General features: G+C 63.9%; 23 protein-coding genes and 4 pseudogenes. 16 read left to right on the top strand and 11 right to left on the bottom strand.

What is annotated here, in order from left to right:
• The first annotated feature begins 120 nt into the window (after positions 1–120).
• The 12 genes and pseudogenes from AC0IX7_RS07570 (at position 121) to AC0IX7_RS07515 (ending at position 10,338) form a co-directional block, all read left to right on the top strand.
• A complete protein-coding gene (locus AC0IX7_RS07570) occupies positions 121–831 on the top strand; it encodes an efflux RND transporter periplasmic adaptor subunit (protein ID WP_471811069.1) in 711 nt (236 codons plus the stop codon).
• Positions 832–840: 9 nt separating this feature from the next.
• Positions 841–1,286 (top strand): annotated as a pseudogene (locus tag AC0IX7_RS07565) (ABC transporter ATP-binding protein); the annotation flags it as partial.
• 359 nt (positions 1,287–1,645) lie between these two features.
• Positions 1,646–1,816: a hypothetical protein gene (locus AC0IX7_RS07560; protein WP_471813984.1), complete on the top strand. Its 171-nt coding sequence runs from the start codon at positions 1,646–1,648 to the stop codon at positions 1,814–1,816.
• Complete coding sequence (locus tag AC0IX7_RS07555; RefSeq protein ID WP_471813983.1) at positions 1,816–2,292, top strand: hypothetical protein; 477 nt, start codon at positions 1,816–1,818, stop codon at positions 2,290–2,292. Before AC0IX7_RS07560 ends, AC0IX7_RS07555 begins: the two co-directional genes overlap by 1 nt.
• Entirely contained in the window at positions 2,181–3,014 is an 834-nt protein-coding gene (locus AC0IX7_RS07550; protein WP_471811068.1) for an ABC transporter permease, read from the top strand. The genes AC0IX7_RS07555 and AC0IX7_RS07550 overlap by 112 nt, the downstream gene beginning before the upstream one ends.
• Positions 2,909–3,772 carry an ABC transporter permease gene (locus AC0IX7_RS07545; protein ID WP_471811066.1) on the top strand — a complete coding sequence of 288 codons (864 nt, stop codon included), beginning with the start codon at positions 2,909–2,911 and terminating at the stop codon, positions 3,770–3,772. The genes AC0IX7_RS07550 and AC0IX7_RS07545 overlap by 106 nt, the downstream gene beginning before the upstream one ends.
• Positions 3,769–4,059, top strand: coding sequence for an ABC transporter permease (locus AC0IX7_RS07540; RefSeq protein ID WP_471811065.1), 291 nt, complete (start codon positions 3,769–3,771; stop codon positions 4,057–4,059). The genes AC0IX7_RS07545 and AC0IX7_RS07540 overlap by 4 nt, the downstream gene beginning before the upstream one ends.
• Positions 4,060–4,069: 10 nt before the next feature.
• Positions 4,070–4,603: an ABC transporter permease gene (locus tag AC0IX7_RS07535; RefSeq protein ID WP_471811063.1), complete on the top strand. Its 534-nt coding sequence runs from the start codon at positions 4,070–4,072 to the stop codon at positions 4,601–4,603.
• Positions 4,600–5,172: an ABC transporter permease gene (locus AC0IX7_RS07530; protein WP_471811061.1), complete on the top strand. Its 573-nt coding sequence runs from the start codon at positions 4,600–4,602 to the stop codon at positions 5,170–5,172. Before AC0IX7_RS07535 ends, AC0IX7_RS07530 begins: the two co-directional genes overlap by 4 nt.
• Complete coding sequence (locus AC0IX7_RS07525; RefSeq protein ID WP_471811059.1) at positions 5,169–5,336, top strand: hypothetical protein; 168 nt, start codon at positions 5,169–5,171, stop codon at positions 5,334–5,336. Before AC0IX7_RS07530 ends, AC0IX7_RS07525 begins: the two co-directional genes overlap by 4 nt.
• The gene (locus tag AC0IX7_RS07520; RefSeq protein ID WP_471811058.1) at positions 5,306–6,469 is read left to right on the top strand and encodes an FtsX-like permease family protein; all 1,164 of its coding nucleotides are present in this window, start codon (positions 5,306–5,308) and stop codon (positions 6,467–6,469) included. Before AC0IX7_RS07525 ends, AC0IX7_RS07520 begins: the two co-directional genes overlap by 31 nt.
• 1,061 nt (positions 6,470–7,530) lie before the next feature.
• On the top strand, positions 7,531–10,338 hold the full coding sequence (locus AC0IX7_RS07515) for a TonB-dependent receptor (protein ID WP_471811056.1): 2,808 nt from the start codon (positions 7,531–7,533) through the stop codon (positions 10,336–10,338).
• 93 nt (positions 10,339–10,431) lie between these two features.
• On the opposite strand, the gene AC0IX7_RS07510 is transcribed toward AC0IX7_RS07515, so the two are convergent.
• The 5 genes from AC0IX7_RS07510 to AC0IX7_RS07490 all read right to left on the bottom strand — a co-directional run bounded on the left by AC0IX7_RS07510 (position 10,432) and on the right by AC0IX7_RS07490 (position 12,867).
• Positions 10,432–11,505, bottom strand: a complete 1,074-nt coding sequence (locus AC0IX7_RS07510; RefSeq protein ID WP_471811055.1) for a M20/M25/M40 family metallo-hydrolase — start codon at positions 11,503–11,505, stop codon at positions 10,432–10,434.
• A 136-nt stretch (positions 11,506–11,641) separates the two neighbouring features.
• Positions 11,642–11,815 (bottom strand): hypothetical protein, encoded by a 174-nt coding sequence (locus AC0IX7_RS07505; RefSeq protein WP_471811054.1) that lies wholly within the window; start codon positions 11,813–11,815, stop codon positions 11,642–11,644.
• A 2-nt stretch (positions 11,816–11,817) separates the two neighbouring features.
• Complete coding sequence (locus AC0IX7_RS07500; protein ID WP_471811053.1) at positions 11,818–12,024, bottom strand: hypothetical protein; 207 nt, start codon at positions 12,022–12,024, stop codon at positions 11,818–11,820.
• 114 nt (positions 12,025–12,138) lie between these two features.
• Complete coding sequence (locus AC0IX7_RS07495; protein WP_471811051.1) at positions 12,139–12,537, bottom strand: barstar family protein; 399 nt, start codon at positions 12,535–12,537, stop codon at positions 12,139–12,141.
• Positions 12,538–12,603: 66 nt separating this feature from the next.
• Positions 12,604–12,867 carry a DUF1488 family protein gene (locus AC0IX7_RS07490; protein ID WP_471811049.1) on the bottom strand — a complete coding sequence of 88 codons (264 nt, stop codon included), beginning with the start codon at positions 12,865–12,867 and terminating at the stop codon, positions 12,604–12,606.
• Positions 12,868–13,408: 541 nt separating this feature from the next.
• On the opposite strand from AC0IX7_RS07490, the pseudogene AC0IX7_RS07485 reads away from it, so the two are divergent.
• Positions 13,409–14,180, top strand: a pseudogene (locus tag AC0IX7_RS07485) (class I SAM-dependent methyltransferase).
• 124 nt (positions 14,181–14,304) lie between these two features.
• Positions 14,305–15,590: pseudogene (locus AC0IX7_RS07480) on the top strand (glycoside hydrolase family 130 protein).
• Positions 15,591–15,761: 171 nt separating this feature from the next.
• Here the strand turns inward: AC0IX7_RS07480 and AC0IX7_RS07475 are convergent.
• Positions 15,762–16,040 (bottom strand): hypothetical protein, encoded by a 279-nt coding sequence (locus AC0IX7_RS07475; protein ID WP_471811047.1) that lies wholly within the window; start codon positions 16,038–16,040, stop codon positions 15,762–15,764.
• A 161-nt stretch (positions 16,041–16,201) separates the two neighbouring features.
• Between AC0IX7_RS07475 and AC0IX7_RS07470 the strand changes: the two are divergent.
• A pseudogene (locus tag AC0IX7_RS07470) lies at positions 16,202–16,464 on the top strand (hypothetical protein).
• A 529-nt stretch (positions 16,465–16,993) separates the two neighbouring features.
• Here the strand turns inward: AC0IX7_RS07470 and AC0IX7_RS07465 are convergent.
• From AC0IX7_RS07465 to AC0IX7_RS07455, 3 genes are all read right to left on the bottom strand, one after another.
• Positions 16,994–17,593, bottom strand: a complete 600-nt coding sequence (locus AC0IX7_RS07465; RefSeq protein WP_471811045.1) for an MFS transporter — start codon at positions 17,591–17,593, stop codon at positions 16,994–16,996.
• Positions 17,594–17,630: 37 nt separating this feature from the next.
• On the bottom strand, positions 17,631–18,146 hold the full coding sequence (locus AC0IX7_RS07460) for a hypothetical protein (protein ID WP_471811044.1): 516 nt from the start codon (positions 18,144–18,146) through the stop codon (positions 17,631–17,633).
• A gap of 108 nt (positions 18,147–18,254) precedes the next feature.
• Positions 18,255–18,446, bottom strand: a complete 192-nt coding sequence (locus AC0IX7_RS07455; RefSeq protein WP_471811042.1) for a hypothetical protein — start codon at positions 18,444–18,446, stop codon at positions 18,255–18,257.
• A gap of 83 nt (positions 18,447–18,529) precedes the next feature.
• On the opposite strand from AC0IX7_RS07455, the gene AC0IX7_RS07450 reads away from it, so the two are divergent.
• Positions 18,530–19,681 carry an endonuclease/exonuclease/phosphatase family protein gene (locus tag AC0IX7_RS07450; protein WP_471811040.1) on the top strand — a complete coding sequence of 384 codons (1,152 nt, stop codon included), beginning with the start codon at positions 18,530–18,532 and terminating at the stop codon, positions 19,679–19,681.
• Positions 19,682–19,712: 31 nt separating this feature from the next.
• On the opposite strand, the gene AC0IX7_RS07445 is transcribed toward AC0IX7_RS07450, so the two are convergent.
• Both AC0IX7_RS07445 and AC0IX7_RS07440 read right to left on the bottom strand, forming a co-directional pair.
• Positions 19,713–20,273, bottom strand: a complete 561-nt coding sequence (locus AC0IX7_RS07445) for a mechanosensitive ion channel family protein (protein ID WP_471811038.1) — start codon at positions 20,271–20,273, stop codon at positions 19,713–19,715.
• Positions 20,249–21,010: a hypothetical protein gene (locus AC0IX7_RS07440; protein ID WP_471811036.1), complete on the bottom strand. Its 762-nt coding sequence runs from the start codon at positions 21,008–21,010 to the stop codon at positions 20,249–20,251. The genes AC0IX7_RS07445 and AC0IX7_RS07440 overlap by 25 nt, the downstream gene beginning before the upstream one ends.
• Positions 21,011–21,155 lie beyond the last annotated feature (145 nt).

The raw sequence follows: 21,155 nt of genomic DNA, 5'->3' as shown, positions 1-21,155 counted from the left end.
CCAGGACGGCGCGCGCAATCTGGCCGACGCGCGCAACGCGCTGTCCAAGGCACGCACGCTGCTCGCGCAGAAGCAGGTCCTGTTCGAGCGGGGATCATCACACGCGCCGCGATCGATCCGGTGCGCGAGGATGTCGGTTACCAGCAGGCGCGGGTCGCTGCGCTGGATCGTGGCACGGCGGAAGCGGGCGCGACGCTGGCGGACCAGTCCTCCGGCATCGCCGCGACCGCGCGACAGTTGCGCGAGAGCCTGGCGATGGTCCGTGCGAGCCTGTCCGCACTGGTGTTGCGCGCGCCAGTCGCGGGACGGCTTACCGCCTTCACGCTGCAGCCCGGCCAGACGCTCAAGGCGGGCGATCCCGTCGGTCAGATCGACTCCGAAGGCCAGTGGAAGCTGACCGCCGATGTCGACCAATTCTATCTCGGGCGCGTCCGGGCCGGGCTAGGCGCAGCGGCCGACATCGAGGGGCGCAGCTATTCGATGACGGTCATCAAGATCCTGCCGCAGGTCACCGAGGGCCGGTTCCGTATCGAACTCGGCTTTCGCGGCGCGGCGCCTGCGGGGCTGAACCGCGGCCAGACGCTCGACGTCCGGCTTGTCCTGGGCGCGGACCGGCCGGCGGTGGTCGCGCCGTCGGGCGGCTGGCTCGATGCGGGCGGCACCACCGCGTTCGTGCTCGACGGCGACAAGAAGGCCGTCAGGCGCGCGATCGTCACCGGCCGCCGCAATCCCGATCAGGTCGAGATCGTCTCCGGCCTCGCCCCCGGCGAACGGATCGTGACGACTGCGCTCGGCACCTACACCCCCTTCCAGACCCTTCTCATCCGATAGGATCTGATCATGATCCAGCTACAGGACCTCAGCCGCACCTATGCCTCGGACGAGATCGAGACGACCGCGCTTGGCGGCATCGATCTCGCGGTCGAGGCGGGCGAATTCGTCGCGATCATGGGGCCGTCCGGCTGCGGCAAATCGACGCTACTCAACATCATCGGCACGATCGACCGACCGACGGACGGGCGATATCTGTTCGAAGGTGCCGACATCGCCCATGCGCCGGAAGCGCAGCTCGCTCGGCTTCGCCGCGACCGGCTGGGCTTCGTGTTCCAGAGCTTCAACCTGATCGACGAGCTGACCATCGCCGAAAACGTCGCGCTCGGGCTCGCCTATCGGACGATGCCCGCGCGCGAGAAGAAGGACCGGTGGCAGCGGCGATGGACCGCGTCGGCATCGCCCACCGCCAGCGTCATCACCCGCACCAATTGTCGGGCGGCCAGCAACAGCGCGCGGCGATCGCCCGCGCGATCGTCGGCGAGCCTCGGCTGATCCTCGCGGACGAGCCGACCGGCAACCTCGATACCGAGAACGGCGCACAGGTGATGGACATCCTCAGCCAGCTCAATGCGGAGGGCGCGACGATCGTGATGGTCACACACAGCCCGTCGCACGCCGATATCGCCAAGCGGACGGTGCACATGCTCGACGGCCGTATCCTTCGTCGGCGCGGCGGGCCGCCTGATGCGCCGATCGCTCCAGATGATCGTGCTGATGCTGCTCGTGGTGGTGCTCGTCCGCCATCTCGCAGCGACCAAGCCCGGCGTCACGCCCGGCCCCGATTCCGCAAGCGACGCCTGAAGGAACCGCCATGTCCGCGCTCACCAGTCTCTATCGCTCGCTCGCGCATCACCGGTTGTTCGCGCTGCTCAACATCGGCGGTCTCGCGCTCGGGATCGCGACGTTCCTCGTCCTGTTCCTCTTCGTGCGGTTCGAGACCGGCTATGACCGTGGCTACCGCAGCAAGACCGGTTGTGGGTAATGGAGGAACGCTATGTGATGCCGGGCTATCCGGCCGACACCAATCCGAACACGATGGGCAGCGAGCTCAAGATCCTGCAGGCGGATTACCCGCAGCTGGTCGGCACGCGCTACATGAACATGGCCGCGACCGTGCAGCAGGGCGGGCAAGCGACCGCCGAGGAGCTGGGCACGGTCGACCCTAACTTCTTCGATCTTATGCGCTTTCCCGCGGTCGAGGGCGATCCGACAGCAACGCTTGCCGATCCGAACGGCCTGGTGGTCACGCAGAAGACTGCGCGGAAATATTTCGGAGCCAGTCGGCGATCGGCCGGACGCTGCAACTGTCCATCGACGGGACGACCTATCCCTACAAGGTCGGGGCGGTGCTGCGCGACATGCCCGACGACGTCACCTTCAAGGGCGAGATGTTCGCGCAACTGTCGCGGACGCGCTTCGGCAACGAATGGTGGGAGCACTGGGGCAGCGCGTCGCTGACCACGTTCCTGCGTTTCCCCGACGATGCCGCCGCGCGCGCGTTCGAGGCGCAATTGCCCGCGTTTCTCGATCGCCACGCTTATGCCGGGGGCAACGTCAAGAAAGGCGAGTATTTCCAGTCGCTGCGACCGCTGACTGCGATGCATCTGTATAGTCCGGGTGATCGCGCGATCGTCACGACCTTGGGCGCGGTCGGGCTGCTGACGCTGCTGATCGCGATCGTGAACTACGTCAATCTGGCGACCGCTCGCGCCGGGCTGCGCGCGCGCGAGGTGGCGATGCGCAAGGTGCTGGGCGGCACGCGGCGGTCGCTTATCCGGCAATTCCTGGGCGAGGCACTGGCGACCGTCGCGGTGGCGGCGCTGATCGGGCTCGCGCTGGCCGAGATCGCGTTGCCGTTCGTCAACGCGCTTGGCGGAACGTCGCTGGCGATCCGCTATGTCGGTTGGGACGGCGTCGTCGTGCCGCTGGTCCTGCTGGTTTTGGGCATCGCGCTGGTCGCGGGCTGTATCCCGCGTTCGTGCTCTCGGGGTTTCGCCCCGCCGCAGTGCTCGCCTCGACGCGCGCGCCCGGTGGTGGGCGTAGCGGCACGAGGCTGCGGAGTGCGTTGGTGGTCGTGCAGTTCGCGATCGCGATCGCGTTTGCGATCGCGACCGGCATCATGCTCAGCCAGACCGCGCATATCCGAGATGCCGATCTCGGTTTTCGGCGCGATGGGCTGATGATCGTGTGCTCGCTGATGACCGGCGGGATCGATCCTCCGCAGCGCGCAGCGATCCTTCGCAGCCTCGCGGCAGCCCCTGGCGTCACCGGCGTCACGGTCGCGAACAACGCGCCGGGCGACCAGAGTACGACCAATTTCTCGAGCTATGCGCGCACAGGCGCACCCGGCAGCAAGGCGTCGCTGATGGATGTCGGCACGGGCCGCGACTATTTCCAGGCGTACGGCGCGCGCCTCGTCGCGGGGCGCCTGTTCGATGCCGCGCATGCCGACGATCGCGGCCTGCTAACGCTCGCCGAACGCAAGCGGGCAGGGCCGAACGTGGTAATCAACCGCACGGCGGTGACCGCGCTCGGCTTCGCGTCGCCAACGGCAGCAGTCGGGCAGGCGATCAACGATGGCGAGCGAAGCGCGACGATCATCGGCGTGGTCGACGATCTTCGCTTCAGGAGCCCGCGCGATGCCGTCACGCCGGTCGCCTATACCTACAACACCGTCGATATCCTCTCGCCGTTCGCGGCGGTCCGTTATACCGGCGCCGATGCGAAGACGATGATGGCGGCGCTCGAGGCGGCATGGAAGCGCGTCGTTCCCGGCGTTCCGTTCGAGGCCCGCTCGGTCGAGGACAATTTGTACCAGCGCTATTACAAGGCCGACGCGCAACGCTCGCGACTGTTCACGATCGGCGCGGTGCTGGCGGTCCTGATCGGTTGCATCGGCTCTACGGCCTGGCGGCGTTCGACACCGCACGGCGCGTGAAGGAGATCGGTATCCGCAAGACGCTCGGCGCCTCGACCGCCGAGGTGCTGCGGCTGTTGATCGGGCAATTCCTGCGCCCCGTGATCCTCGCCAACCTCGTCGCGTGGCCGCTCGCCTATGTCGCGATGCAGCGCTGGCTAGGCGGGTTCGACGACCGGATTGCGCTGTCGCCGATGTTCTTCGTCGGCGCCTCGCTCGCCGCGGTGCTGATCGCAAGCGTCACCGTCTTCGGCCAGGCGTGGCGTGTCGCATGCGCGGAACCCGCGCGCGCGCTGCGCCACGAATAGGGGCCGATCGATGTGGCTCACCCTGTACCGGTCGCTCGCCCGGCATCGCCTGTATGCGATCCTCAACATCGGCGGGCTCGCGCTCGGCATCGCGGTGTTTCTCGTCCTGTTCCTGTTCGTTCGGTTCGAGACCAGTTACGACCGCGTTCTGCCGGGATGGGAGCGGGTTTGGACGGTTGAGCGAACGGTCCAGTTTCCGGGAAACCCGGAATTGCCGATCCCGTCTTCGCCCACGCTCGCCGCGCAATTGGCGGACGCATTCCCTAACCTCGTCGCAGCGCGAATGACGCCTTACGATACCGCGACGGTGCTGACAGGAAACACCAGCATCACGCGAAAGCTGGCGTTGGTCGACCCCGCGTATTTCCGGATCTTCCCGTTTCCCGTCGTCGAAGGCGATGTCGCGACGACGATCGCGCGGCCCGACGGGCTCATCGTCTCGCATCGTGTCGCGGAAAGCTATTTCGGCAAGACCAGTCCGCTGGGTCGGACGCTGACCGTCGCGATCGACGGCACGCCCAAAGTCTATCGGGTGGGGCGGTGATTGCCGACCTGCCGAAGAACCAGACCTACACTAGCGACATGTTCGCCGCGATTCCGGCCAAACCCGCGGATGACACGTTATCCGCGAGCTACGGCGTCACGACCTTTCTGATGGTTCCCGATGCCGCAACCGTGGACCGGGTCGGCTCATTCATGCGGCGCCACCCCGATCCCCAGTTCAATGCCGAGGCACGTCGGTTCCTGAAAGAAGGATTGAAGCCGCTCTCGAGCCTCCACCTCGCCGACAAGGGCGTGAGCACGGTCGTCGCCGTGCTGGGTACGGTGGGAATCGTCGCGCTGCTGCTGGCGATGGTCAACTACATCAACCTTGCAACGGCGCGCGCCGGTCTCCGAGCGCGGGAGATCGCGATACGCAAGGTCGTCGGTGCAACCCGGCGCACGCTGGTCGGCCAGTTGCTCGGTGAGGCGCTGATCGCTGTGATGCTCGCGGCATTGATCGGGCTCGCGCTTGCCGAGATCGCGCTTCCCTTCGTCAATACGATCGGGGTACCGACCTGTCGATCGCCTATTGGGGAACGCGGTCGATCCTGCCGCCGCTATTGGTCATGATCGCGATGGTGGCGCTGCTCGCGGGGTTTTATCCGGCCTTCGTGATCTCCCGGTTCCAGCCCGCCGGCGTTCTTGCCGCGGTACGGACCCCTGGCGGCGATCGATCAGGCGCGCGGCTACGCAAGCGCTGGTCGTGCTCCAGTTCGGCATCGCCGTCGCGCTGATGATCGGTACGGCGGTACTGTACGCCCAGACCCGGCACGTCCGGCAGGCGGACATCGGCTTTGGGCGCGACGGGCTGATCATGATGACCGGTTACGGGGATCGCGCACTCGATATGGAACAGCGTGCCCGGTTGAGGGACTCGATCCGACGGCTTCCCGGCGTTGTCGGTATCACGACGAGCGGTGCCGTGCCCGGGGGCGGTACGTTCGCGATCGCCAAGATGAAACGCGCAGGGGCAACCGGTGAACCGCCGATGATCGTCCAGTCCACGGTCGGCGATCGCTTCTTCGCGATCTACCGCGCCCGGTTGCTCGCGGGCCGGGTCTTCGATCCGGAGCGTTTTACGCTTGATGGCGACCGTGAACGCTCCGGCGCAACCGACCACAAGGATACGCTGAACACAACAAACATCATCCTAAACCGCACGGCCGTCCAGCGCCTGGGGTTCGACCATGCCGCCGATGCGATCGATCAGGTGGTTTCCCTGGACGATGGCATGGTCAGGATCGTCGGGGTCATCGCCGACATGCGGTTCGGCACGCCGCGTCAGCCGGTCGAGGCGTTCGCATATCGCTATCAACCGGGCGGCGGGAACCGCTCGATCCTGGTGGTTCGCACGTCGGAGGATACCAGACCCGTTCTGGCGCGTCTGGAAGCCATGTGGCACCGGGTCGCACCAGCGGTGCCGCCAGTCGCGACGACGGTCGATCAAACGCTGTACGAATCCTATTATCGCCAGGACGTCCAGCGTTCCCGGTTGTTCACGGCCGGGGCGGTGCTCGCGGCGCTGATCGGGTGTATCGGTCTCTACGGTCTTGCCGCGTTCGACACCACGCGTCGGGTCAAGGAGATCGGTATCCGCAAGGTTCTCGGTGCCTCGACTGCCGACGTCATGCGATTGCTTCTCGGTCAGTTCCTGAGACCGGTCCTTCTTGCAAACATGATCGCGTGGCCGATCGCGTGGGTCGCGATGACGGACTGGCTGAACGGCTTCGACGACCGAATTGCCTTGTCGCCACTCTATTTTGTTGCCGCGAGCGTGCTTGCGCTGATCATCGCAACGGGAACGGTAGCCAGCCACGCATGGCGAGTCGCAAGCGCCGAACCTGCGCGCGCGCTGCGCCAATTTTAGGCGATGAAGCAGGCGTGGTCTCGGGCCGGGAACGCTATGCACGCCAAAATAGTCAACCACTGCGACACCACCGGCCTGAGCAATCGATGTCGTTTGCGTTCGAGGAGATGGACGTGATCTGGCTGGCTGATGACGACGGTCCAGCATGGCTGGCGCTACGCGGCATATCGACGAACGGAGAAATGTAATCCTTTACATAGACGATTTATAACAATAATACTCTCCGAAGCCGACGCTAAGACGTTGGGAAAGGAGAGGTGATCATGATCACGGCACATGCGGCGATCAGGAAAGCATGTACAGCATTCCGATGAGATCGGACTGGCCTTTCGTGTGTTTCGGCCATGGCGTGCGGAAGCATGATGGTCCGAGAATTACTGACGTGCGCGATTGGCCAGCGCCTCCAGCAGATCATCAGGTCCGCGCGTTGTTTGGCCGTAATCAAGTATTGCGTCGAAATGACGCTAATATGTTTCAAAGCATGTTTGCTAGAGAGTATCTTGAAGATTGCGACGAGTGCAGATCCGCCGGCGTTATGAAGGGCGTGTGTGACGACAGGAATCATGGGCCGGCAACGCAATCTATAGTAATAGATCAATTCCAAGATGTGCCGCGTCTCGCGCGCGTTGCTGTTCACAGGCGGAAGAATGAGCGGATGAGGCGCGCAATTTCTTCGTGGCCGACAGCCCTGGAAATCGCCTCAACCTCGTGCTTCCAACCTTCGCTCACGGTCGCCGCCCCGTCAGCAAAAGCCGTACAAGCCAACAGGGGACTCGTAGATGCTGAATTGTATAAGCGGATCTTGAGAAGCTTTTTGCCGAACTGTGTTGGCAGTGGCAGCCGGTGCAACCTCAAGATCAAAATCAAACTATTATCGGTCAATTCGATATTAAGTTAAAAATAGGCCATCGAGCAATAATAGCTTCGAGGTAAATAAAAAACGAATCTGATTAATTTAGATTCGGTACAGGAGAGGAAGTATGAAGAGATTTACTGCACATACGTGTCTGTTGCTTAGCAGCGTATTCGTTACCGCTCCGGTGTTTGCACAGGAGATGACCGTGCCCACGCCCGGATCGGTTGAGGGCGGCGCCACCGCGCTCCCTCAGGAACCGGTACCGGCCACCGCCGAGGCGGGTCAGGATAGTCCGGGCGGAGGCGAGGAGATCGTCGTTACCGGCATCCGCAGCAGCTTGGCCAACTCGGCGCGCGTAAAGCGGGACTCGCAGCAGATCGTCGACAGCATCAGTGCGGAAGACGTCGGGAAATTCCCCGACTCGAACATCGCCGAGTCTCTCCAGCGTATTACCGGCGTTGCGATCGACAGGTCCGGCGGCGAGGGTCAATTCATCACGGTTCGCGGCCTGGGGCCGGAATTCAATACGGTGCTGGTCAATGGCCGCATCATGGCGACCGACAATCCGGGCCGTGAATTCTCGTTCGATGTGCTGTCGTCGAACATGATCCAGCGTACCGACGTGTTCAAATCGAACGTGCCCGAGCTTCAGGAGGGCGGCATCGGGGCCACGGTCAACATCATCACCGCACGCCCGCTGTCGGGGCGGGACGGGTTCCATTTCTCAGGCTCGGTCGGCGCGATCTACGATACCTTGCGCGACAAGGCGGGGCCGGATGCGTCGGCTACCGCGTCCTGGACCAACACCGAAAAGACGTTCGGCGTGGTGTTGTCGGGCTCGTACACCAAACGTAAGAACCAGGAAGACACGATCGCGATCGACGGCTGGATCAATGGCCGGCCCGACATCATCTCGGTAATGGGCGGCACGCCGACGCTGATCACCGGCGCCGACCCGCGATATCCGGCAGCGGGCAACGTCAACGTTCCCCAGAGCCTGTACTATCAGCGCTCGCAGGAAGAGCGCGAGCGGATTAACCTGGCCGGTGCCGTCCAGTTCAAGCCGCGCGACAATCTCGAGATCACCGTCGACGGGATCTATTCCAAGTTCACCGTGTCGGGGGTGGTCCGCAAAATGGATAACTTCCTGGCCGCGCCTTATTTCGAGCCGACGTTCGACAGCAACGGGACGGCGACCGGGCTCGGCATGATCGGCGGCGACTTCATTGCCCAGAATCCGGGGTTCCTGGAGGCCAACCGCGACAGGCTGACCAACAACGGCCTCAACTCGAAGATCGACCATGTCTATAATCTGACGAAGCGCGAGTCCGAGAGCTATCAGTTCGGCGGCAACATCAAGTGGAACCCTGCCGAAGACGTCGAAGTGCGGCTCGACGCGTCGGTCACCGGCGCGAACCGCGTCTCGCCGAACCAGTATCTCGTGATCGGTGCGTTGCTGCCGTACAGCTATCAGTTCGACCTCAACCCCGGCCAAGGACTGCCGACCGCATCGTTCGATAACGCGATCATCAACGATCCCGATCGGATGCGCCTGCATTACATGGGCATCGACACCAATCGTTCGCGCGACCGCGGCTCCGAATTCCATCTCGACACGAAGTACGACATCCAGGATTCGGTTCTGAAATCGGTGCAGATCGGCGGGTCCTATACCCAACGACGCAAGATCAATCGGCAGTTCAACAACAGCGACTCGAACTGCACCTATTGCGGATACCAGGTGCCGATCGCCTCCGGCCTGCTGGAGGGCTACGACTGGACCAACCTTCTGGGGGCGGCCAGAATATTCCGCCCTCGCTGTTCCAGTTCGATCCACAGGCGTTCCTCGCCTATCTCAATGATCCCGCGACTCTGTCGATCCCGACCAACGGCCGCACGGCCGAGCAGCAGGCAGCCTTCGCGCAGCAGGTGCTCTGCGCTGCCGGGCGGCCCATTCGGCGTGCGCGAGCAGCTTCGCGGTACGGTCAACGTCCAGGAGAAGCTGACCGCGGGCTATATAAGCATGCAGTTCGGCGGCGATCGCTGGGCGGGCAACGTCGGCGTACGTGTCATCAAGACCGACGTCGTGTCGTCGGGCTTCAACACGCCCGTCGTCAACATCGCCAACACCCCTGGCGACGACACGCTGCAGTTCACCTACGGGCCGGCAACGCCGGTGTCGGTAAGCAACAGCTACGTCAATGCGCTGCCATCGGCGAACATCCGGTTCAACGTGACCGAGAAACTGCTCGCACGCGCCGCGTTCTCGCAGACGGTCACGCGCCCAACGCTGACCGATCTCGGCGTCAACAACGATTTCGGTGGCCGTATTTCGGTGCCGCAGTCGAGCGGCGGCAACCCGAGCCTGTTGCCGTTCAGGTCGACCAACTACGACCTCTCGTTGGAATGGTACATGACGCCGGTCAGCTATGTCAGCGTCGGCGGGTTCCACAAGGATCTGAGCGACTTCCTCGAACTCCAGACGCTGCCGGTGAACCGGTTCGGCCGCGTGTTCCAGGATACCCGCACCCGCAACGGGCAGACCGGCTATATCCGCGGCATCGAGGTGGGCGCGCAATATGCGTTCGACTGGCTTCCGGGCTTCGCCTCGGGCTTCGGCGTCACCGGCAACTACACCTATGTGGACAGCAAGGTGCAACGCGAGGACACGCTCGCCGATTTCGACTGCGGCTATAACGGGCTGTCGCCGCACTCCGCCAACGGCAGCGTCTTCTACGAAAAATACGGCATCTCGGCACGCACGTCGTACAACTGGCGCTCGGATTACCTGCGGCAATGCCGGTCGAGCCAGGGTCGTCCGCGTAACCGGTCGTCATATGGCCAGCTCGACTTCAACGTCGCCTATGACCTGACCTCCAACTTCCAGGTCTATGTCCAGGGCGTCAACGTCACCAACGAGCGGGTGAACGAATGGTCGGCCGTCGAAGACCGTTTTCTGGCGCTCCAGGAAACGGGCGCGCGCTATAATTTCGGTGTGCGCGTGAAGTTCTGATCGCACGATCCTGTTCGGACCACGGCCAAGCCGATTGCGCTTGGTCGTGGAACGGGCAGAGGTGGATGCGTAGAATGGGTAGAGTTAACTTCGCTATCTCGTAAGGTCGGTGAGCAGCGAGCGGTAATAGGTGATCGCCAGCGGAATGTTGTCGATCGGGGTGCGTTCGTTCAGGCCGTGGCTGAAGTCGTCGGATTGCTTGATGAACGTCGGGCTGACGCCATAGCTCGGCACGCCGACCGAACGGTACCACATCGAATCGCTCGCGCCCGCCGACATGCTCGGAAACACCGGGACACCGGGGCGGATCTTGCCCATCGCCGTCTTGACCGCGCCGGTGAGGTCCGCACGGAGTGGCGACGCGTCGGTCGGGTTCGAGCCTTCGGTGACGTCACTGAACTTCACGCCGGGGTCCGCGGCGACCTTCTCGAGTTCGGCCAACACCGCGGCCGGTTTCACGCCGGGAAAGATACGGCAGTTGATGTTCGCGGTCGCGCGCTGGGGCAGGGCGTTGAGTGCATGGCCACCGCTGACCATCGTGGTGACGCAGGTCGTGCCGATCTGGCCGACATAGCCGGGATTGGGGGCAAGCGTTTCGATCGCCTTCTGGTCTTTCGGGTTGGCCGCGAAGGCGCGCATCGCGGCGCCGATCTCGGGCGGCTGGCGCGGCGCGACGCCCTCGAAATAGCCCTTGGTGATCGGCGACAATTGCGGCGTGAAGCGGTAATTGCCGATCTTCACCAGCGCGGCGGACAGTTCGTTGATCGCGTTCACCTTGCGCGGCGCGGACGAGTGACCGCCTGGGTTGGTCACTTCGAGCTGGAAGTCGGCATAGGTCTTTTCGGCGGCACCGATCGTGAAATACTCGGCCTTGCCGTTTTCGGCGTACAGCCCGCCGCCGCCGTCGATGTTGAGCGCCATCTCGGCGTTCTTGAGCTGGTCGGCGATCAGCGAGGACGTCTTCATCATCGTTTCCTCGTCGCCAGACAGCGCCAGGACGATGCCGCGCTTGGGAGCGTAGCCCGCCTTCTTCATGTCGAGCAGCGTCGCGATCGCGAGCGCGGCGTCCAGCTTCATGTCGGTTGCGCCGCGCCCGTAGAGATAGCCGTTCTCGACCACCGGGACGAACGGGTCGCGCTGCCAGTCGGCGGGCTTGGCCTCGACCACGTCGATATGCCCGGAGAGGACGATCGGCTTCAGCGCGGCGTCGCTGCCTTCCAGGTCGCGATCAGATAGGCGGTGTCGTCGACCGGGGTGATCGTCACGTCGCTCGCCGCAAAGCCGCCCGCGACCAGCACGGATTTCAGATACGCGGCGAGCTGCGGCGTCTGATTCCGGGGCCGCGCACGCTGCGGAAGGCGATCATCTTCTTGGCGATCTCGAGGCCGCTGGTCGCAGCGGTCTGGGCCTGCGCCGAGGCGGGGAGGGCGGTCATCGCGGCGGTGCAGGCCAGGAGAAGCTTGAACTTGGACGTCATCATCATTCTTTCTTTGAAGGGATACTCACGATCCTGCTGCTGGCGAAGAAGGGGCGATCAGTTGTCGAATGAGATTCATGGTCCCGAAAGTCCCGTTTCAGACGCGTTTCGAGCAGCGGCTCCGCGACGTGAAGCTGGTTGTCGTGCGAAGCCAGCGCGGACTGGACCGGATCGTTCGACCCGCTGGGGTTCGGAATGGAAGCCATCATGCCAACTCTCCGAGCGGACCCCGTCGGCGTCAAGCGTGGAAGTGCGCGACGAAACGCGAGGGTGTCCTTCGTCGAACAATCGAAACATCGGAAACGCTTACGCGATCGAGGTAATCAGGCAGCGACAAGATCTATGTTTGGGTGGCCAGCGATGATGTCGAGTATGATATCGAAATAGGTCTGGCCGGTACCAGATTTCAGATCGGCGAGTTGGCGGTCGATCCGTGCTACGTCATACCGGTCCGGTCGTTGCAGCTTGGCCTCTAGGAATGCGCACGTTGCGGCAAAACCGAGATGGGAGCGGGCACGATCGATATCTTGCCAGACGAGTATAACGGGCCCGCCTCCGCGAACCGCACCGTACCCGCCACGCAGCATGTCATCGAGCGCATCGAGGCTTTCGCCCAATTTCCAGTCCTCATGTGCCATGAAGACGCGGTTGATCTCTGCGTAAAACGACGGGATATCGTGAATAGCACTCCCGACGATCGTCAGGACGGGGGTCGCCGTCACTGTACCATCCCGCATCGCTTTTCTGACGGGCGTTCAAGGGTCATGTCGAAACGTCGGCTGCCGTAATCAGGACAGGGGCTCGCCGCCCGGCCGGCTGACGAACTCCCGGCGCGCGATGCGGTGGATGTCGGCCTCGAACTCAACATACGTCTCGATCGCGGTCTTACTGTCGATACCGTCGAGATCCGGGTTGATCAACTCGGCCAACGCCTCGCTGGTGATCAAGAACTCGACCATTCCGAGCGCGGTGTGGCCCAGGAACAGGACACCGTTCCGCTCTGCCGACCACGCATACTCGCCGCGTTCAAACCGAACACTCGCTGGCGCCATGTCTCAGCCCTCGTCGTTCGCACTGGGCAGCCGCTCGGCCAGCGCGGCGATCCCGTCGCCGGTGAGGGATACATGCGATGCGCCGTCAATCAGCACGGCGCGTTCCGGGTGAGTATGGCAGCGTCCTGATGGGGCCTGTCGAGTGCGGTCCAGGCACGGACAGCGCCCTCCAGGCTGGTCACCTCAGCGACGTCTTCGCCCCCGGGGTACGTTCTCCAACGCGGCACTCATCCGCCAGTCGATCTCCGGTGTCTTCACATCGTCGCCCCAGGTCGCTTCCGTCATGCTCGCACCCCATCATTGCCGGCGATGCCGGTTTTCGTCTGGTACAGCGCTCACCTTCGGAGGCTGGTTCCGCCGAAAGTGGCGTTGTTTTCGATCACGAATGCCGAGCCTTCCGCGTGCGTCGATGCTTGATGACACACGCTGCGTACCGTTAGATACTCCCGCTTGAGATTGTACGGGCGGCTCGGGCGGGGCATGGTAGCCAAAATACATCCAGGGAGAGTGACGATATGAACCGACTGCTCACAGCCGCGACCTGCCTCGCCACATTGGGCGCCACGGGGTGGTCGCACAGTCCGTCGCTCCCTCGGAGGACATCGCCGCGGCCGTCGCGTCGCCAACGCGGGCGCCGGCCAACCGCGCGCGCGATCGGTATCGCCACCCGCAGAAACGCTCGCCTTCTTCGGCGTGAAGCCGACGCAGACGGTGGTCGAGTTCCTGCCGGCCGGCGGCTGGTATACCGAGATCCTGGCGCCGTTGGTAAAGGGCCGTGGGCGCTATGTCGCATTGGTGCCGACCGCGCAGGCCGACCGCACGCGCACCGTATTTGCCGAGAAGGCCGCGACGTACGGCGCGGTGCAGGTCGCGACGATCGACTTCAAGACCGGAGCATCGTCGGTTCCGGCCGGGAGCGCCGACGTGCTGCTGACGTTTCGCAACGTCCACAATCTGCTGATGCAGGATGATCCGGCCGTGGCGGGTCGCGTGTTCAAGGCGTTCTATGCAGCCCTCAAGCCCGGTGGCGTGCTGGGCGTGGTCGATCACCGCCTGCCGGAGGACATGGATACGGCGCGTGAAAAGACGAGCGGCTACATCAAGCGATCGACGGTGGTTCGACTGGCGCAGGCGGCGGGCTTCAAACTGGCCGGGAGTCCCGAATCAACGCCAACCCCAAGGATACCCACGATCATCCGGAAGGCGTCTGGACGCTGCCGCCGAGCTATCGACTGAAGGACGTCGATCGCGCGAAATATGCCGCCATCGGCGAGAGCGATCGTTTCACGATCAAGTTCGTGAAGGGGCGCTGATCGAGCATCGCAGGCTACGGCCGTGGGACGCTTGCCTCGGACCTGGGATCGCGACGGGCTCGGCATCGTTACCTAACAGGTCGCGAGCGTTCCGTCCGCGATCCTGTTCGAAGGGCCGATGCCGATGAAAGCTGCCGATGTGTTCACGACGCTCGACGTCGAGTTGAAGCCCGATCCGTCACGCACCGTGATCCGGCCGTTCAGCTTCGGGTATCCGGCAGCGTTCGAGGCCGATCATCCGCCGCGCAGCCAAGTCGTCGTCGACCGTATCCGGGCGCTCGACGATACGATGCGCAAACGGATGCGCGATCTGTTGCTAACGCCGATGCGCGAGCGCCATCGCAACGTCGAGCAGGTGCTGCTTCGCCGGTTCGAAGATGTGCGAGACGACATAGGTGAGGGCGAATTCGACCAAGACGAACGCCTCTTGATCGGCGCCTATTTCAGCCAGGAATACGCGTTCGAGTCCGCCGCGCTATTCAACCCCAGTATCGTTGCGTTGACGGATGAAGAGCCGTCGGAACCGGGCGCGGTGCGTTTCGTCATGTCGCTCCGCGGGATCGGCGAGGGGCATATCTCGTCGATCACGTTTCGGACCGGCGAATGGGGACCGGGCGACCGACTGGTGATCGACCCGTCGAGCCCGCACGGCGTCCCGCCCCGGATCGAGCGGCAGGACGACGCGTGGGTCCGCTTGGTATGCGAAGACAGCCAGGATGCGTCGGAAACCGTCATCTTCCCGGTCCTGCCCAGTCAGCGTCAGGGCATCGAGGATCTGCGGCTCGTCAACTTCACCGATCACGACGGGGTACGCAGCGTCATCGGCACGTACACCGCGTTCGACGGCAAGGATGCGCGCCAGGAAATCCTGCGCGGCATCGATCTGCGGCGGGTCGAGATGCGGCCGCTTGCCGGCTCCATGACCGGGTACAAGGGGATGGCGCTGTTCCCGCGCCGGATCAACAACCAGTTCGTGATGCTGGGTCGCCAGGACAGCGAGAATATCTGGCTGCTGCGATCGGACGATCTTTACACGTGGAAACCGGAACGCCGATCATGGCGCCGAAATACCCTTGGGAGTTCGTGCAGTTGGGCAATTGCGGGTCGCCGATCGAGATCGACGAGGGTTGGCTCGTCTTCACGCACGGCGTCGGCATGGTCCGGGGATACTGCATCGGCGCCTGCCTGCTCGACAAGGACGACCCGTCGAAGGTGCTCGCCCGCACGCCGTCGCCCCTGCTGTTTCCAAGCGCGGAGCAGCGCGGGGGCTATGTGCCGAACGTGACCTATAGCTGTGGTGCGCTGATACGGGATCGCCGCATCCTGCTGCCATACGCGATCGGCGACGAGTATTCGGCGTTTGCCGTCGGAGACGTCGATGACCTATTGTCCGTGATGCAGCCAGCCTGATCCATATTGGCTCGCAGGGCGCGGCGCGGTTGCGAGCATATGGTTTACGTCCATTGCGCCGATGAACTTAGCCCAATCCGATGTTCGGAAGCGACCGCCGACACGGAAGGCGGCAAGGCGGTCGTCGGCCACCACGATCAACGTGCCAGATTTCGCCAAATACTTCATTGATCACAGGATGGAAGTCTTGATGGCCGTAATGTCGCCATTTGAAAGGCCCGCAGTTTCCTCGCGGAGAAACTCTTGGAGTTCGCCGATTTCCTGCGGTCCGAACTTCAAGTCGAGAGCGTCCATTCGGATGGACACCGAACTCTGCCGGTCCGCTGGCAGGCTCGCAACGATATCCATGCACGCTTCGAGCGTTCCTCGGCCCACAACATCCGACATCGCGTCGTCGCACACCTCGACCGCGTAGATCGTAGCCGGTTCGCTTAAAGGGTAGGTCGTCATATGTATTCCTTACCTGTGATCGCCGATACGAGAACGTACAACGCCGTATATCGGGCACATCGACACCAATCGTTCGTATGGACCGCGTCGCCGGGGCGCTGAGGGCGGAAGTCTGCCATAAAACGGATGCCAGCCAGCGATGAGCAGGCTATTGGAACGCGATGGCGAGAAAGAAGCGCTACCTGACTGCGGTCATGGCCGATGGCTATGTAAAGACGATCGGTCCACTGCCGCGCCATTCACGCATTTCTGGCGCATCGTCGCCGTTCTTCAGAACGGGAAGACGGATGTTTTCTGGGGACATTGCGCTTCGCACAAAGAGGCGGCCGGTAAGCGGACCGCAGCAGGCGAGGCGGCGAGGCAACGCGGCTGGGCCACGTACGACTTCGAAGTGGTAGAGCTGGTCGAAGGCTTGAATAATTAATATTTGCGCTGACCGCGTTTCCCTAGAATAGATGCTCCAATCCGTAAAGGGTGCCGCTGCAAAGGTTTAACGAATTGTGGAAGTCGGAAGCGGATATGGCGTGTACGCGCGTTCGCGACCTCGGCGGCGACGCCGCGCGGGCCGAGGACGACGTCCGGTTCGGGATGTCAGCATGGACCGGCACCTCGTACCTTGCGAGGTCGTTGACGCGGTCTTGGTCGGAAGAGGGGCGGCAGCTGGCGTGGCCGCGACGGGGGAGGTCGCGGCGCTGCCGGCGAGCAGTCCACGGCGCGACACTTCGAGTTCGGCGACGTCCGACATGAAACGCAATTTCCTTCCCGACCGGCTCGCGCCCGGCTGACATGCTTGCAGGCTTGGACCCAAGTCAGCGTCTGTTGAGTGGATCCAACGCGGCGCTGCGACTTTCGCGTCGGTGTCGTGACTCAATGGAGCAGTGAGGATCGCTCATGCCGGGCGGCAGTGGTGCGGTCGTGTCGTGCGACGGTGAGCGCTGCGATCGCCGCCACGCCTAGCAGCGCGGCGCTGGTGAGAACTCGGCCACGGCGCCGGCGGTGTTGTACACCACGCCGCCCACGGTCGCGCCGAGCGTGATCGCCAACTGGACCACCGCGACCATCAGGCCGCCGCCCGCTTCGGCGTCTTCGGGCAGGGTCCGGGCGAGCCAGGTCCACCAGCCGACCGGCGCCGCGGTTCCGGTAAAGCCCCATATCGCGAGCAACGCGGCCGTCGCGATCGCCGAGCCGCCGAACAGGGCGAGGCCGATCGCGACTGCTGCCATCGCAGCCGGGAGCATCCAGAGCGTGACGAAGAGGCGCTTGACGACTAGCCGATCGATCACGACGGTCCCGATGAAGCCGGACGCGCCGACAACCAGCAGCATGACCGAGAGCATGAACACGCTGACGTACGTGACCTGTTCGAGGAACGGCCACAGATACGTGAACAACGCGAACTGCCCGACGAACAGCATGGCGACCGCAAACAGTCCGAGCAGAACCGCCTTGTTGCGCAGCAACCCGAGTATCGCACGCGCCGACTGACGTTCGGCGACGGGGAGCTTGGGTAGCACGATCGCCTGCCAGACGAATGCCCCGACCGCGACCGGCACCACGCAGAAGAACGCGCCGCGCCAGCCGATCAGGCTGCTAAGAGAACTCCGAGCGGCGCGGCGAGCGCGGTCGCCAGCGCGGTTCCGCCGCTGATGATCGCCAGCGCCTTGCCGATCGAATCCTCGGGCACCAGCCGGATCGCGATCGCCGCCGACATCGACCAGAACCCGCCGATCGCGACACCGAGCAGCGCACGCCCGTCATGAACACGAGGTAGCTCGGCGCAAACGAGATCATGATACCCGAGACAATCAGCATGGCGATCAGCGCAAGCACGACGCGGCGGCGGTCGATCCTTCCGAGCAGTACCGAGAACGAAAGGCTCGTGACGACCGCGAACACACCGGAGATCGCGATTGCCTGCCCGGCCTGCCCCTCGGTTAGACGCAATGTCTTCGCGATCGGGCTTAGGAGGCTGACCGGCAGGAATTCGGAAGCGACGAGCACGAAGCTGCACAGCGCCATCGCATACACGGCGCTCCAGCGTGGCGGCGTGGCATCGCCTTTCGCCGTGTCGGGTCGGGTCACTGGCTTGGCAACGAGGGTGGCCATGTCGGCGCGTCCTTCTGTCGGTTCGGGAGTGCCCGGGCGATCCATGCGCAGGCACATGGCTTCGTTCGAGCGCTGGCGGCCGCAACGGGGTTGCACGGCGGATCCGCACTATAAGCCGCCGGATTCGCGCGAACAATTTGCCGCGTCGTTGATGCAGCGATGAGCTGGGCTCATCATGGTGCCATCAATCGGTCGCGGTCGCGGCTCGAGGAGCCCGATGGTATTCAACATCCGTTCGAAGGTGATCGGGAGGCCGCGAATGCGCTTGCCGTGCACACGATAGACCGCCTTGCCGATCACGAGCGCGACGCCGACGAAATCGATCCCAGGACCAGGCGGCACGCTAGCGTCGCGCGCGAACGGTCCGTGGCAACCGAAATCCGGTGCCGACCGTTACACATACCGTGCTGGGTCGTTCCGTCTCTCATATCCGGATGCGATACCTCGCAGCGATCGGCCTGCTGGCGTGTTCGTCGGCGTGTACGACCTTGCCGCCCCCACTGATGCAGACATGCCTGCCCTCGTCGACCGCGTCGGCTGCACAAATGTCGCTTTCGGCGGATGGCACCCGTGCCAGCACGACATTCGACGTCCTGACATTCAATATCGAAGGCCTGGGATGGCCGGCGCGAGCAAAGCGTGGTCCGGCGCTGGCGCGGATCACCGCCGCGCTCCGGCAGATGGAGGCGCAGGGCGATGCGCCGGACATTGTCATGGTGCAGGAGATGTTCAGCAAGGCTGCAGTCCGCGCGGTCACGGGTATCGGCTATCCCAACATGGTTTTCGGGCCGTCACGCACCCAGCGCAAGAGCCTGCCCGGCGCGGATCGCATGGGGGGACCGTATCGGTGGAAGAAGGGCGAGCTCGGCCTGCACATGGTCGGTTCGGGCCTTGCCATCCTGAGTCGCTATCCGATCATCGAGACGCGATCGGAACCGTTCGGGCGTCGGCGGTGCGCGGGCCTGGATTGCCTCGGCAACAAGGGCGTTCTCTATGCGCGGGTTGCGATTCCGGGCGTTCCCGGCGCTATCAACCTTTTCAATACCCATCTGAACTCGCAGCGCTCGTCGCGCGTGTCGCCCCGGCGCCACGCGCGCGCGCATCGCCTTCAGGTCGACGAACTCGGCGCCTTTATTTCCGTGGTTGGCGACCAGAACGTGCCGACGATCCTTGGCGGCGACTTCAACATGAAGGACTCGGCGATCCGGTTCGAACGGTTTCGGAACGTGACGGAGCCGTTCGAGATCGTGCAGGAATGGTGCACGGCCAACCCGCTGCCCTGCGATACGCGCATATCATGGGATGGCGACGAGCCATGGATGGACACGCAGGATCTCCAGCTCTTCGAAAGCGGTTCCACGGTCACCGTGACTCTGATCCGCGTCGAGGCGGTCTTCGACGGCTCGGCGGGCAGCCCTCGATTGTCGGATCATGACGGGTTTCGGGTCACCTACAAGGTGAGCTGGCCCACGCGCGCTCGGTCTCGGACGGGTAGCGCGGATGCCTTGCCGAGCTGTGGTGGGCGATCAGGCTGAGCCTGCCGCAAAAGCGGCGGAGATTCGGCGATTATCGGTGCGGTTCCGCTTTGGGGGCCATTTCCCCGCCCGGCGGCGAATGAGAGCGCAGGTCGCGCTGGGGCACCGGGATCGTGACGCCGTGCTCCTTGAACAGGTCCCAGATGCGAAAGAACACGTCGCTGGTGACGTTGCCGACCCCGGCCTCGGGGCTGTCGATCCAGATCCGCAGATCGAACTCGACGCCGTTGTCGCCGAATTCCTTGATCCAGCACACGGGCGCCGGTTCGGTGAGCACGCGAGGCGACACCGACGCGGCCTCGACGGCAAGCCTTTGCGCCAGCCGCAGATCGCAATCGAACGATACCCGAAACCCGACATGCACCCTGACGTCCCGGCTCGAGAAGGACCAGTTCTCGACTTCGTCGGTCATCAGCCGTTCGTTCGGTATCAGATGCTCCTTGCCGTCACGGGTCAGCACCGAGACCGCGCGAACGCCGATCTTGTTGACCCAGCCGAAGGTATCGCCGACCGCGATGACGTCGCCGGGCTTGATCGATCGGTCGAGCAGCAGGATGAGCCCCGCGATCAGATTGCCGAGCGTCTTCTGCAATCCGGAAACCGATCGCGAGCCCGAACGCGCCCGAGAACACGGCCAGCGCGGTGAGATCGATGCCTAGAAGGTCGATACCGACGAAGATCGCGACGGTGACGACCGCGATCTGGGCGAGTTTCTGGAACAGCACGCGTTGCGCCGCATCGAGCAGCCGGGCCTGTCCGATCCAGCGCAGGATCAGCCCGAGCAGCGCGCGCGGCGAGGAACAGCAGGAGCGACAAGCCGACCGCGTTGACGATGTCGAGCAGCGAGATGCGGCGGGTGCCGACCCCATGCTGGCGCGGTCCAGTCCCGCGATCAACGGGGTCGAGACCGCCCAGCCGACTTGCCAGCACGATCAGGAACAAGGTTGCGGCGATCAGTGATGCGGGCCGGCTTTGCAGGCCAAGCGCGCGGCCGAATTCATAGGCCAGCACGGCAACGGCGATGCCGAGACCCGCAGCAAGGAGAAGATCCGCGCCGGGGTTCAGTCCACGGACGCCGAGGAACGCCGTCAGGACCAGCGCCGTCACGCCGGCTCGGGTGATCGCCATCAGTCGCGGCGCGATCACGTCGGCATGGCGTGGCGCGAGGGCGGGCAGGAGGTACCGACAGGCAATGCGCGCCGCGACGATACCCAGCAGCAGCGCCGTACTCAGGATCGCGACAGCCGCGATCAGATCATGAAACGGCAGCGCCGTCCATTGGTCCAGATAGGTCTGCCACCAGGCATCGTGTTCCAACCGGTTCTCCAATGCGAGCTCCTTGGCGTCGTTCGCCCGACAATCGCCCCGACATCGCAATGGTATGCACGTCTGGTAGCCCGACCTGTGGTAGCCAGAATCGGCGCCCCGGTCAGCCCTTGTCGTCTTGCCTCATTGCCGCATCGCACTTCGCGTA

The organism is Sphingomonas sp. AC411, from assembly GCF_979253035.1.
Note: the sequence above shows the minus strand (reverse complement) of the source record. Positions and strands in the feature narration are given on the sequence as shown.

Bases quoted from the DNA above. Each gene is read 5' to 3' on its own strand.
- AC0IX7_RS07500 (WP_471811053.1), bottom strand. From the start codon at position 12,024: ATGATGGCTTCCATTCCGAACCCCAGCGGGTCGAACGATCCGGTCCAG.
- AC0IX7_RS07560 (WP_471813984.1), top strand. From the start codon at position 1,646: ATGTCCGCGCTCACCAGTCTCTATCGCTCGCTCGCGCATCACCGGTTG.
- AC0IX7_RS07525 (WP_471811059.1), top strand. From the start codon at position 5,169: ATGATCGCGATGGTGGCGCTGCTCGCGGGGTTTTATCCGGCCTTCGTG.
- AC0IX7_RS07555 (WP_471813983.1), top strand. From the start codon at position 1,816: ATGGAGGAACGCTATGTGATGCCGGGCTATCCGGCCGACACCAATCCG.
- AC0IX7_RS07490 (WP_471811049.1), bottom strand. From the start codon at position 12,867: ATGGCGCCAGCGAGTGTTCGGTTTGAACGCGGCGAGTATGCGTGGTCG.
- AC0IX7_RS07535 (WP_471811063.1), top strand. From the start codon at position 4,070: ATGTGGCTCACCCTGTACCGGTCGCTCGCCCGGCATCGCCTGTATGCG.
- AC0IX7_RS07505 (WP_471811054.1), bottom strand. From the start codon at position 11,815: ATGACGTCCAAGTTCAAGCTTCTCCTGGCCTGCACCGCCGCGATGACC.
- AC0IX7_RS07460 (WP_471811044.1), bottom strand. From the start codon at position 18,146: ATGGCCACCCTCGTTGCCAAGCCAGTGACCCGACCCGACACGGCGAAA.
- AC0IX7_RS07475 (WP_471811047.1), bottom strand. From the start codon at position 16,040: ATGACGACCTACCCTTTAAGCGAACCGGCTACGATCTACGCGGTCGAG.